10 protein-coding genes are annotated in these 12,997 nt (G+C 45.4%); all 10 read right to left on the bottom strand.

What is annotated here, in order from left to right; genetic code table 11:
* On the bottom strand, positions 1–834 hold the full coding sequence (locus MASE_RS01235; protein ID WP_014947946.1) for a CheR family methyltransferase: 834 nt from the start codon (positions 832–834) through the stop codon (positions 1–3).
* Positions 834–3,743 (bottom strand): methyl-accepting chemotaxis protein, encoded by a 2,910-nt coding sequence (locus MASE_RS20370; RefSeq protein ID WP_014947945.1) that lies wholly within the window; start codon positions 3,741–3,743, stop codon positions 834–836. The genes MASE_RS01235 and MASE_RS20370 overlap by 1 nt, the downstream gene beginning before the upstream one ends.
* 103 nt (positions 3,744–3,846) lie before the next feature.
* Entirely contained in the window at positions 3,847–6,153 is a 2,307-nt protein-coding gene (locus tag MASE_RS01225; protein WP_014947944.1) for a methyl-accepting chemotaxis protein, read from the bottom strand.
* Between the two features lie 4 nt (positions 6,154–6,157).
* Positions 6,158–6,661 carry a chemotaxis protein CheW gene (locus MASE_RS01220; protein ID WP_014947943.1) on the bottom strand — a complete coding sequence of 168 codons (504 nt, stop codon included), beginning with the start codon at positions 6,659–6,661 and terminating at the stop codon, positions 6,158–6,160.
* Positions 6,658–8,619 carry a chemotaxis protein CheA gene (locus MASE_RS01215; protein WP_014947942.1) on the bottom strand — a complete coding sequence of 654 codons (1,962 nt, stop codon included), beginning with the start codon at positions 8,617–8,619 and terminating at the stop codon, positions 6,658–6,660. The genes MASE_RS01220 and MASE_RS01215 overlap by 4 nt, the downstream gene beginning before the upstream one ends.
* A 36-nt stretch (positions 8,620–8,655) precedes the next feature.
* Positions 8,656–9,021 (bottom strand): response regulator, encoded by a 366-nt coding sequence (locus MASE_RS01210; RefSeq protein ID WP_014947941.1) that lies wholly within the window; start codon positions 9,019–9,021, stop codon positions 8,656–8,658.
* Between the two features lie 66 nt (positions 9,022–9,087).
* Entirely contained in the window at positions 9,088–10,299 is a 1,212-nt protein-coding gene (locus MASE_RS01205; RefSeq protein ID WP_014947940.1) for a methyl-accepting chemotaxis protein, read from the bottom strand.
* 201 nt (positions 10,300–10,500) lie between these two features.
* On the bottom strand, positions 10,501–11,547 hold the full coding sequence (locus MASE_RS01200) for a protein-glutamate methylesterase/protein-glutamine glutaminase (RefSeq protein WP_014947939.1): 1,047 nt from the start codon (positions 11,545–11,547) through the stop codon (positions 10,501–10,503).
* Positions 11,522–12,151 (bottom strand): chemoreceptor glutamine deamidase CheD, encoded by a 630-nt coding sequence (gene cheD / locus MASE_RS01195; protein WP_014947938.1) that lies wholly within the window; start codon positions 12,149–12,151, stop codon positions 11,522–11,524. Before cheD ends, MASE_RS01200 begins: the two co-directional genes overlap by 26 nt.
* Positions 12,152–12,165: 14 nt before the next feature.
* Entirely contained in the window at positions 12,166–12,996 is an 831-nt protein-coding gene (locus tag MASE_RS01190) for a CheR family methyltransferase (RefSeq protein WP_014947937.1), read from the bottom strand.
* Between the last annotated feature and the right edge of the window lies 1 nt (position 12,997).

Genomic DNA, 12,997 nt, shown 5'->3' with positions numbered 1-12,997 from the left:
CTAATGAACCGGGCGATATATAGTTTTACCTACCGGTCTCACAAGATTAGTACACATATTGAAGTTTTCAGAATGCCCTGCCATATAAAGTCCTGCAGGCTTTAACATACCCACCATTCTTTGTAACACGTTTAATTGCGTGGGCTTGTCGAAGTAAATCATTACGTTTCGACAAAAAATGATATCGAGCGGACCTTTTACATCCCACTTTGCATCGGTAAGATTGAGTTTTTTGAACTGCACCATATGTCTTAACTCATCCACTACTTTCACTTTTCCCTCGTTTGCACCTTTACCTTTATGGAAGAATTGTTTTTGTCTTTGGACGGGTATTTTCGCGATAGATGCTAAAGGATAAATACCCGCTTTGGCTTTTTGCAGTACCTTACTGTCTATGTCTGATGCAATGATTTTCACAGGCGTTTTGAAGCTTCCAAACGCCTCTGCGACGACCATGGCAATAGAGTAAGGCTCTTCTCCGGTGGAGCTGGCAGCACACCAGATAGTGGTTACTTCTGGATGTTGTTTTAAGTGCTCGGCCAGTGCAGTGAAGTGGTGTGGCTCGCGAAAAAACGACGTAAGATTGGTCGTCAATGCATTGATGAACTGCTCTAGCTCAGGTTCAGACTTATCAACTACGCCTAGATAATCGTTAAAGCTTGTGAGCTGAAGGGCTCTGATACGCCGAGCCAATCTGCTGTATACCATCGCTTCTTTAGCGTCTGACAACTTTATACCTGCTTTTTTGAAAAGCATGTTTTGCACTTTGTGGAAGTCCGCCTTTTCAAAGGCGAACTCCCGAGTGCTATCGCGCGATGAAAGAACCGTTGTCATTAGAACGACTCCCACTCGGCTTCATCAGGCAGTGCGGGTTTCAATGCTTGTGCTTGAGGCGCGTTGTTAATCACTGAGGCTACGCGTGGCTGCTTGAAGTCGGTGTGAGAGAGCGCAGCGATGTGCTTTTGCTCCATTGACAAGCCCTTTCCAACTTCAAATACCGATACCCGTTCATTAAGTTGCAACGACTGCTGCTTCAAACTGTCCGCGGCGGCGGCAGCCTCTTCTACCAGTGCTGCATTTTGTTGGGTCATTTCATCCATTTGAATGACCGCTTTGCTCACCTCTTCAATGCCCGCCGCTTGCTCGGCAGACGCAGCGGCAATTTCAGACATAATGTCGTTTACGCGCTTAATGGAAGTTACTACCTCAGCCATGGTGTCACCCGATTTCACAACCAGCTCGTTACCGCTGGCTATTTTAGTAACAGAGTCGGAAATCAGTTCTTTGATGTCTTTAGCAGCTTCGGCTGAGCGCTGAGCTAAGTTTCTTACTTCTGAAGCAACTACCGCAAAGCCTCGCCCCTGTTCGCCCGCGCGAGCAGCTTCAACGGCTGCGTTTAAAGCAAGAATATTAGTTTGAAAAGCGATGCCGTCTATAACACCAATAATGTCAGAGATCTCTTGTGCCGAGTCGTTGATTTGGGTCATGGTTTTCACCACTTCACCTATAACCTGCCCCCCTTCTGAAGCAATTTTACTCGCCTGTGCCGCTAAGCCATTCGCTTGCTCTGCATTCTCTGCGTTGAGTTTTACGGTTCCCGTTAGCTCTTCCATACTCGATGCAGTTTCTTCCAGGCTGGATGCCTGCTGCTCGGTGCGGCTTGATAAGTCAGCATTTCCCGTTGCAATCTCACCCGACGCCACATTAATGGTTTCTACTGCTTCGTTAATACTTGTGATGGTGCCTCGCATTTCGTTGATGAACTGATTAATGGCCTCGCCCAACACAGCAAAGTCACCGTCTAAAGCATGTTCAATGTTGACCGTTAAGTCGCCCTCAGTCAGCTTGGTCATTACGTGTTTAATTTCATCAACAGCTTGGGTTCTACCCGTAATATCGGTAGCAAACTTAACTACACGGAAAGGCTTACCGTTGTGGTCTAAAATAGGGTTATACGTGGCTTGAATAAATATCTCTTTGCCGTTTTTACCCAATCGACGATATTCACCTGAAGAAAAAGTGCCGCTGCGTAGCGCATCCCAAAACGCCGCGTATTCAGGGCTAGCTCGGTGAGCAGGGTCGACGAACATGCTGTGATGCTTACCTTTGATTTCATCTAAGGTGTAGCCCACCGTAGTTAGAAAGTTTTCATTGGCGTGCTGAATAATGCCATCCATATTGAACTCTATGACGGCCTGAGACTTTCCTATTGCAGCTAACTGCCCTTCAAAGTAGGCATTTTTAACTTTCTGTTCGGTGATATTACTGGCGTACTTCACCACTTTAACTACATTCCCACTCATGTCTAAAATAGGATTGTAGGTCGCTTGAATCCAAATATCTGAGCCGTCTTTCGCAATTCTATGAAATTCACCCGAGTAAAATTGGCCTTCTGCCAGTTTTTTCCAAAACGATTGGTACTGTTCAGATTCTCGCTCTTGTTTAGTGACAAAAATGCGGTGGTGTTTGCCCTCAATTTCATCTAGGGAATAGCCAACCGTTGCCAGAAAGTTATCGTTGGCGACGAGAATATTGCCCTTTGTATCAAACTCGATCACCGCTTGTGATTTACTTATTGCGTCTATTTGCCCTGTGTTAAACGCGTTTTGTAGCTTTTGTTCAGTCACATCAGAGGCATATTTCACCACTTTTATTGGCTGGCCGAACTCGTCAAAAATAGGGTTATAAGACGCTTGGATCCAAAGCTCACTGCCATCTTTTTTTACCCGTTTGAATTCGCCTGACTTAAAGTCACCTTTCTTTAAGTCACGCCAGAACGCTGCATACTCAGGGCTCATTTTATAGTTGGGTTCAACAAACATACTATGATGCTGACCTTTGATTTCGTTCAGCTCATATCCCGTTGTTGCGCAGAAGTTTGCGTTGGCGTTTTGAATAACGCCTTCAAGGTCGAACTCAATCACAGCAAGGGACTTGTCGATGGCATTTATTTGGCCTTCGTAGTCTGCATTTTTGCGTTTTTGCTCCGTTACATCGGTAGCAAATTTTACTACCCGAACAATATTTCCGAGCTTGTCATAGATAGGGTTGTAAGAGGCTTGAATCCATACTTTGTCGCCGTTTTTCGCTACGCGGCAATATTCACCGCTGCTGTGCTCACCGTTTCGCAGCGATTCCCAGAATGATTTATATTCTTCAGACACGCCGTAGTCTGGCAATACAAAAAGGCGATGATGCTTACCAACAATGTCTTCTTTCGAATAGCCTGTAACCTTCAAAAAGTTTTCATTGGCGTCTTCTACTATTCCCTCCGGCGTAAAGGAAATAATGGCTTGGCAACGATCTAACCCTGCCAATAAACCGGTTTTATATTGCAGCTCCTGATCATTAAGCCATTCCACCATGGTGCCGAGCTTGTCGCCTTCAACACTTTTAATGGTAGATAACTTAAGGGTAAAGAGTAAGTCGCCCACAGGCAGTAAAAAGGTATCGCTGCTATCACAGCTTTTGTAACGCAAATTCAGGTCGCTATTGTTGGCGAAAAACGCGGCCATAGTAGAGCCCGTCAGGCCTTGAAAATTAATGCCTGGTAAAGCACGCTCGAACTGCGTTTGATGCTCGTTGGCTAAAGCATAAAATGCCTTGTTAGCGAAGGTGATCGTTCCCTCGGCATCGACCAACATCAAACATGCGGTACTTTCGCTTAGCGCTTGCTCTTGAAAGCGTGAAAGACTTTGTGCCGCTACTAACTCTTCATTATGAAATATATTAAATACGCCCATTATTCCATCCACCTGATTTACGACGCTCTATTCTAAAAGCGTCAAACTCAATGCCGTGTAATAAAAAAGGCGAATTCCTTTTCAAGAATTCGCCTTCGCTTTTTTAGAACGACTCCCAATCGTCACTGCTTGGTACTTTTGGAGCCAGTTTCTTTTGCGTTTTAATTGCTGTAACCGGTGCAACGTGTTTATTCTTGTTTACTGATGCAACCTTTATTGGTTTTTCTTCACTGACCGTCGCTTTATCACCAATGTTAAATGCTGATACGCGTTCAGATAAACTTCCCGCTTGCTGCTGCAAACTTTCTGCGGCAGCCGCAGCCTCTTCCACCAGCGCTGCATTTTGTTGCGTCATTTCATCCATTTGCACAACGGCTTTACTTACCTCTTCAATTCCAGAAGCTTGCTCAGAACTCGCCGCTGCAATTTCCGACATAATGTCGTTAACTCGCTTAATGGAAGTCACCACTTCTTCCATGGTGTCGCCTGACTGATTGACGAGTTTGTTACCGCCATCAATCTTGCTTACCGAGTCTGATATAAGCTCTTTGATTTCTTTTGCTGCTTCGGCAGAACGCTGAGCCAGGCTTCGTACCTCTGACGCAACTACCGCAAAGCCACGGCCCTGCTCACCTGCTCGTGCAGCTTCTACGGCAGCGTTTAATGCCAGAATATTAGTTTGGAATGCGATGCCGTCGATTACGCCGATGATGTCTGAAATTTCCTGCGCAGACTCGTTGATAGACGACATGGTGTCCACAACCTGACGGATTAGCTCACCGCCCCGCGACGCGATTTCACAGCTCTGAGACGCTAAGCTATTGGCTTGTTCCGCATTTTCAGCGTTGAGCTTGACGGTACCGGTAAGCTCTTCCATGCTCGACGCCGTTTCTTCAAGACTAGACGCTTGCTGTTCGGTACGACTTGATAGGTCTGAATTCCCCGTGGCAATTTCAGACGAGGCCGTATTGATTGTCTCTACTGCTTGGTAAATTGAACCGATAGTGCCAGACATTTCACTAACGAATTGATTGATAGCATCGCCTAGTACTTGGAATTCACCCTCGAACTGTTCATCAAGCTCTGCCGTTAAATCACCGCCAGATAAGCGGGTCATCACATCACTGATAGAACCGATAATGCGACGCATATCGTCGATAAAGCGGTTTATTGACGTGCCAAGCTCTTTAAATTCACCCTCGAACTCATGCTCAATGCGACAATCTAAATTACCCTGAACCAATTCATTCATGGCGGTTTTGATATCGCTAATGGCCTGTTTTCTACCAGTAATATCAATGGCATATTTCACCACACGGTGAGGTCTACCGTTTTGATCCAAAATAGGGTTATAAGACGCTTGGATCCAAACTTCTTTCCCACCTTTGCCCACGCGCTTAAATTCATCAGTGAACTGCACGCCTTGGCGCAACTGTTCCCAAAACTGACTGTACTCAACACTGCGCTTATACTCATCTTCCACAAACATACTGTGATGCTTGCCTTTAATTTCATCCAGGCTGTAGCCAACCGTGTTTGTGAAATTCTCGTTGGCGTTTAAAATTTTGCCCTCAAGGTCAAATTCAATAACGGCCTGCGCTTTGTTTATTGCGTCTATTTGTCCTTCGAAATAGGCATTGCGTAACTTAGATGCAGTGATGTCGGTGGCGAATTTCACAACGCGAATAACTTTACCTTCGCCATCGAAAACCGGGTTGTAGGTGGCTTGGATCCAAATCTCTTTCCCCATTTTGTCGAATCGACAAAACTCGCCGTTTTGTGACTTGCCCTCTTTGAGGTCGCGCCAAAATTGGGCGTACTCTTCTGAGCGAATGTATTGTGCGTCACAAAACATTTTGTGATGGTTGCCAACAATTTCATTGAGGCTGTAGCCAAGCGCATTAAGAAAATTGTCGTTCGCGTTTTGGATAACACCATCGGCGTTAAATTCGATAACAGCCTGGGCATTATTCAACACATTAAGCATTGTGCTTTTAATGAGTAATTCTGACTGATCAACCCATTCAACCATGGTGCCTATATTGTTATTCTCTTGGTCAAAAAACGGCGTAAGGGTGAGTTTGAAGTTCAAGTCGCCAATGCTAATTGTAGAGGTCATTGTCGATTTCAATTCAGCAAGGATATTGCGCTGATGCGAAGGATTGCGATGAAACTGGTCGATGTTTTGACCTTCCAAGTTGTCAGCAGAAAAACTGGGGAGTACAGCCTGAAGTTTCTTCTCGTTTTCTTTAAGCAGCGACTTTACAGACTGATTAGCATAGATAATATTTCTGTCTGCATCGGCCATCATGATGCAACAGGTTGTAGCATCAAGTGCCTGTTTATTTCTCAATGCTTGGTTAACGTCCGTTGCTTTTGTGAAGTCTTCTAACCACGTCATAATTCCCATTTTCTCAGCCCTCTACCACTTGTGCTTTTGTTTCAACTAAACCCAATTCGTTACTTGTAATTAAGCTTTCAATATTGACTAAAATAACCATGTGCTCATCGACATCGGCCAGTCCGTGAAGGTACTTGCTATCGAACGCCACACCGAACTCTGGTGGCGGCAGCATGTCTTCTTCGGAAAGGCGAATGACGTCAGACACGCCGTCTACCACAATGCCAACGATCCGCTCGTGAACGTTAAGCATAATGACGATAGTAAAATCGTTATAAGTGGCTTCACCTACGTTGAACTTAATGCGTAAGTCGACGATAGGTACAATGTCGCCACGAAGGTTTATCACGCCTTTAATGAAGTTTGGCGCATTGGCAATTTTGGTAACCTGTTCGTAACCACGAATTTCCTTCACGGTTGTGATATCAAGGGCATAGTGCTCCTCGCCCAAGACAAAACTTAAGAATTCGTTCTCTTTCGATGCGCTAACGGCTTGTTGTAAGGCTGCTTCGCTCATAGTGAAACCTCTTCATTTGGAACATTTGTACAGTTAGTAGCCACCGAGTCTGCATCCAAAATCATGGCTACCTTGCCATCCCCCATAATGGTTGCACCTGCGATCCCTGCTACTTTTTTGTAATGTTGCTCAAGGCTCTTAATTACGACTTGTTGTTGACCCACAAGCGAATCCACCAGCACGCCATAGCGCTTCTTACTGCTTTCTAGTAGCACGACGATCCCTTTGGTTGGCTCAGTGATGCCATCGTCTACCTGCATAAGTTGAGTAAGTGACACCAGCGGCCAGTACTGGTCTCTAATCCACAGTACTTTGTCATTGCCAAGGGTTTTCACTTGAGATGATGTGGGTTGAAATGATTCGATAACGTTAAGTAGTGGGATAACGAAAATTTGATCGCCAACCGATACACACATGCCGTCTACGATAGCGAGCGTGAGTGGTAAGTGGATATAAAATGCAGAGCCCTCACCCTGCGATGATTCAATTTCAATACGCCCGCCAATAGACTCGATATTCCTGCGAACCACATCCATGCCTACACCTCTGCCCGACACATCTGTAACTTCTGCAGCAGTCGAAAAGCCCGCTTGAAATATAAGCTGCCAAATTTCACTGTCGGGCATATCTGGCGTAACCGTAAGACCGTTTTGTGTGGCTTTCTCTACAATGCGAGCTTTGTTTAAACCGGCTCCATCGTCGATAATACCAATAATGATACTGCTACCTTTCTGCTCTGCACTTAAGATAACTGTGCCGTTTTCGGCTTTGCCTGCTTCAAGGCGTTTTTCAGGACTTTCTATACCGTGATCGATACTGTTCCTTACTAAATGCGTAAGCGGGTCGACCAGTTTTTCGATTAGGCTCTTATCTATTTCGGTGTTGCCACCTTGAATCACCAAATCCACTTTTTTGCCTAGCTTAGAAGACAAATCACGTACCACACGAGGGAAGCGATTAAACGTCATGTTTACCGGCAACATGCGCATAGACATGACTGATTCTTGAATTTCACGGGTATTGCGCTGCAACTCGTCTATAGCAAGCTGTAGGCGCTCTCCGACTTGCCCTTCAACTTCCTGCCCCACGTTTGAAAGCATGGATTGAGTAATCACCAGTTCGCCGACCAGATTAACCATCGCATCGATTTTGGTGGTATCGACACGAATTGAAGCTGCCTCTTTCGTCGCTGCTTTTGGCTTGGTTTTAACGGGCTTCACAATAGGTTGTTTTGGTGTAACTTGTTGCGAAGAAGATTCAGTAGCGTCTGTTTTTACAGGAAGGGTGTCGGGTTCGAAAAAGCCAAAGCCCTCATCAGCTATGCCGACCTTGGTATTCGCTTCACCTTTAGCCTGCGTCTCTTCTGATGCTGCTTCATCTTCGAAAAGTCCGAAGCCTTCAATGTCATCTGAGATATTTTGACTTTGAGAACTTTCTAAATTGGTTTCTTGAGATTCAGTCTCGTCTTCATCAAAGAATCCAAATCCATCAATCTCGTCGTCTGTATTAGCTTCACCTTGAGTAGTTTGATCACATGTTTCTTCTGCGTTTTGTGGCATTTGTCCTGACGCACTTGCGAGGGTATCTTCAAGGACTTTTATGCTTGCATCAATTTGTTCTTGGGGAAGATCTGTTTGTTCTTTATATGCCGATAAGGTGTCTTTCAATACATCAAGGGTTTGCAAAAATATGTCGACAATGTCTGCCGTAACCTGAATTTCCTGGTTTCGGGCTTTGTCGAGCAAATTCTCCATTACGTGAGTCAGATTCATTAGTGCATCGAACCCGAAAATCCCACTGCCGCCTTTGATAGAGTGCGCCGCTCTAAAGATACTGTTCAGCTCTTCGGGGTCGGGCGCATCCACATCCAAGGTCATGAGCAACTGCTCCATATCTTGGAGATGCTCATCACTCTCGTCAAAAAACACACCGTGAAATTGGTTTACATCAATGGTCATGACTGACTCCCATTTACCCTATTCAAACCGACTCTGTTAACCTAGAACGCGCTTCATCACATCAAGTAGCTTATTGGGGTCGAAAGGTTTCACCATCCATCCGGTTGCTCCCGCGGCTTTGCCTTTTGCTTTCATGTCATCACCGGCTTCAGTGGTCAGCATGACAATTGGCGTCGACTTGAAGTTCGCTAAACCTCTGAGCGATTTGATAAGCGTTAATCCGTCCATGCGAGGCATGTTTTGATCGGTAAGCACGAAGTCGAAACGCGCGCCTTGGCATTTGTCCAACGCATCTTGGCCGTCTTGTGCAGTAGTAACGTTGTAGTTCGCTGACTTAAGGGTCATTTCTACCATCTGGCGGATGGACACAGAGTCGTCCACAATCAGTATGCTTTTGCTCATAACTCAATCACCTATAAAAATGTCAGGGTTAATCACACATCGTTGTGTAACTGTTTATTCTTGCTGTTAAAAAAGTTCTACGTCACCTGCGTCCATTGACGTTGACGAAACAGGGTTGTGATCTGCTTGCCCTTTTTCCGTCAACGAAACCTGGTAGTTAGCTAGGTTGTCTTTCACTTTTGTCGCAGACTCAGGGCTTAGTTCTGAAAGCTGCAACACAATGAAATCAATAATCTCGCGGGTGTAGGTAAGGTTTTGACCGTTTATATCGCCAAATTGTAAGCCGCGAATAGCGGCAGCAGTTGAGTCTGCTAGTTGTTGGCGAATAGCTTCAAGCTCACTTGCGCCCTCTATGTCGGCTTCGGCTTTTTTGATAATGCCTTTTAGCTGCTCGCTAATGGCGTCTTTTGCTTTGACCACGTGAGAAATGTCCTGAGAAGCAACCACTTCTGCAGTTTCCGTTAGTTTATCGATGAGCGATTTGATGTTTTCTATTTGCGTTTTTATAACGTCGCTAAACTGTGTAGAGCGGGTAGATAGCGCACGGACCTCATCGGCAACAACAGCAAAACCGCGCCCTGCTTCACCAGCACGCGCTGCTTCAATGGCAGCGTTTAACGCCAAAAGATTAGTCTGAGAAGAAATATCATCAATACCACTTAACGCCTCAATGACAGTAGGCATGGCCTGCTGAATGGTTTGTACTTGGGTTTCTAACGCCCTTGTAGACTCGGTCATTTCAGTTGTTGAGGCGATGAATTGCGTTAGTGTGATGTCAGTATCAGAAGCAAATGTCCGCATTTTATCGGCATAGGCACAGTCGCTGTCGTCATCATCTGTTAGCAGATTATTGATGCTAGTTTCTTGTTGGCCTAGAAGGGTTTGTAGCGAAAGAAAGGAATCGCTCAAGGTAGCGACAGCATCGTTTTGTGTAGAAAATATATCGGCCAGGTTTGATGAGGTGATCGTCAATATGCTGCTTGCTTCAGATACAGCAACATCCATAGAGTCATTGGCTAACGAGTTTGTGTTTGAATATGAAAAATCTTGTGATGGCCTGCTTGTGCTATTGGCTGCAGAGTCCTGATTACCCTTTGCCACTTTGAGAAGTACGAAAAGCAAAAATAAAACGCAAACAGAGCTGATAGCAAGCCCCAAGTGCGCTATCGAGGTGAAAGCCAGACTCCAACTCGCCAACATCATAAGAAACGCAATAATAAACGCGTTGCTCTTATTAGAGAAAAAGTTATCCAGATAATTTGCTGCAATGGCGACCACAATCCCACCTCAATTGTTACTACCGCGTTAACGGATGTACAAAACACAATCAAATTATGGTCAAGTTTCCAGCTTCAACAATTATACTTTTGAATATTTTTGTTAACTTATTACTTTGGTGACATTTGTGACACCAAATAATCAGTGTTGCGCTAGACTAAAAAGCTTCAATAGTTCAGCACTGTGGGCATTGCATTAAGATTAAAGGCGCGAGCCCGCGCCCAATGCTTCTAGCGTATCTAGAATTGCATCTGAGATATCTTCTAACGGCTTGATAAAACTAGCGGCTTTCATTTCTACAGCCACTTTAGGCATACCGTAAACAACGCAGGTTTTTTCATCCTGACAAAACGTAACAGAGCCTTTTGTGTGCATACTCTTAAGGCCTTTTGCTCCATCCCGTCCCATGCCTGTAAGCAGCACACCCACCGCGTTTGCGCCAGCATGCTCAGCCAGCGAGTCAAACATCACATCAACGGAGGGCTTGTGTCCCGATACCTTGGGGCCATCATCAAGGGTTAAACGATAGTCAGCGCCGCTACGCTCCACTTTTAAATGTTTATTACCTGGTGCCAAGTACGCAAATCCAGGCAATAAACGCTCCCCTCCGTGCGCTTCTCTCACGGTTATTTCACAAAGGCTATCGAGCCGCTTGGCGTAGGTGGTTGTGAACCCTGGAGGCATGTGTTGGGAAATAATGGTGGCCGGTGCATTGCGGGGAAAATGCATGATAACGTCTTTTATTGCTTCGGTTCCCCCAGTTGATGCGCCTATACCAATTAACTTTTCGGTTCCTGTGTAGCGCATAGAAGCATGTTTTGTGCAGCGTGTTTGCGTAGGTTGGCCTAACCTCGAATGCGCTGCTGCTTTTATCTTTTCAACAATAACCGCCGCGTATTCAGCCATACCTTGCGCTACGCCGAGCTTTGGCTTTGCCATAAAATCCACAGCGCCTAGTTCGAGCGCACGCAGTGTTGCGTCGGCACCTCTTTCAGTCAGCGTAGATATCATCACAACTGGGGTCGGCATCGCCTTCATCATTACTTCTAAAAAACGTAACCCGTCTACCTTCGGCATTTCAATGTCCAGAGTAATAACGTCTGGCCTGAACTCTTGCACCATTCGCTTCGCCGCATAAGCATCCGGCGCCGCACCCACAAGCGTTAAACCTGGATCTCGGGTTACTATTTCTGAAAGGATTTGGCGGATTAACGCAGAGTCATCAACTACGAGGACTTTTATAGGCATGTGACTGTTCCGAAAATGAAATTACACCCGTCTTAGCTTGTTCAGAAAGTAGAACCCGGTGGGTAGATTCGCGCTCGTAGAGGGTAGCATTGTTAAACTCGCGAATACGCTTCATATAAACATTACCGTCGGCAGGAAAGTAATAAATTTTGCGAGCATAAGTAGACATTAAATCACTACTTATTAACGGTATGTTCGCGTCATCCAAATACTCCAAGACAAATTCAGCGTTTACTCGTCCAATGTCTTGCTGCACAAACCCAGGAAGCACCTTTCCTCCTCCGAATGCTTTAGCCATCAACTTATTTCTTCGTGCGCCGAGGTGTACAAGCTGATCAATTAACATGTTCATGGCGTGTACACCGTACTTTGTGGCTAGGCAAGCGTCGAGATTGGTGGTGAAGTTGAGGTCAGGCAACATAAAGTGATTCATACCACCAATCTTCTTTTCTTGATCGAAAATACACGCTGCTACGCAAGAACCAAGAATGGTTACCAGCGCTTTGTCTGAAGCAGTGGCATAGTACTGACCCGGCAATAGTTTAACGGCTTCTTTTTGAAGGCGGTTATCAAAGTATCGAATGGGGTTTTCGTCCTGACTCATACTGCAAATTCCTTTTAAACGACTGGCCGATAAATGGTTTTCCCCATGGGGGCGACCAGTTCAGGATACATCGTGAAGTTCTCAGAGTGCCCTGCGACATACATCCCGTCATTGCACATCAATTTAACCATGCGCGCTAAAATTTTGCGCTGCGTGGGTCGATCGAAATAAATCATGACGTTACGGCAAAAAATCACGTCCACTGGCGCATCTACACACCAGTTTGGCGACATCAAATTTAGTGGTTCGAACTGCACCATTTTTCTCAGCTCATCCACTACTCTTACTCTTCCGGTTTGTGCGCCTTTTCCCCTATAGAAAAATTGCGTTTTATAATCGTAAGACAGCTGACTGATACTGTTTTGGGCATACACTCCTTCCCGAGCCTTTTGCAGAACTTTACTGTCGATATCAGTGGCAAGTATTTGTACATTGGGGGTAAAGGTGCCAAACACCGACGCCACTGTCATTGCAATACTATAAGGCTCTTCGCCAGTGCTGCTTGCGGCACACCAAATACGCTTGGTTTGAGGTCGCTTTGTCAGGTAATTGGCAAGTGCGTCAAAGTGATGTGGCTCTCTGAAAAATGCCGTGAGGTTAGTGGTGAGCGCATTAATGAAGTGTTCCATTTCATCTTTACAGCTTCCTACATACGCTAAGTACTCTTTAAAGCTGTGTATCTCTAGTGCACGCAGCCGCCTGGCAAGGCGGCTGTATACCATCGCATCTTTTGAATCAGCTAAGTTAATTCCGGCTTGTTTGAACAGCAGGCTTTTAACCCGTTCAAAATCTCTTCGGCTATATGGAAATTCCCTTTGCGCATCCGTGCTTTGTAGAGCGGTCATA

The sequence above is a fragment of the Alteromonas macleodii ATCC 27126 genome (assembly GCF_000172635.2).
Taxonomy (GTDB): domain Bacteria; phylum Pseudomonadota; class Gammaproteobacteria; order Enterobacterales; family Alteromonadaceae; genus Alteromonas; species Alteromonas macleodii.
The sequence above is the reverse complement of the archived record's forward strand: the minus strand, read 5'-3'. Positions and strand labels throughout refer to the sequence as shown.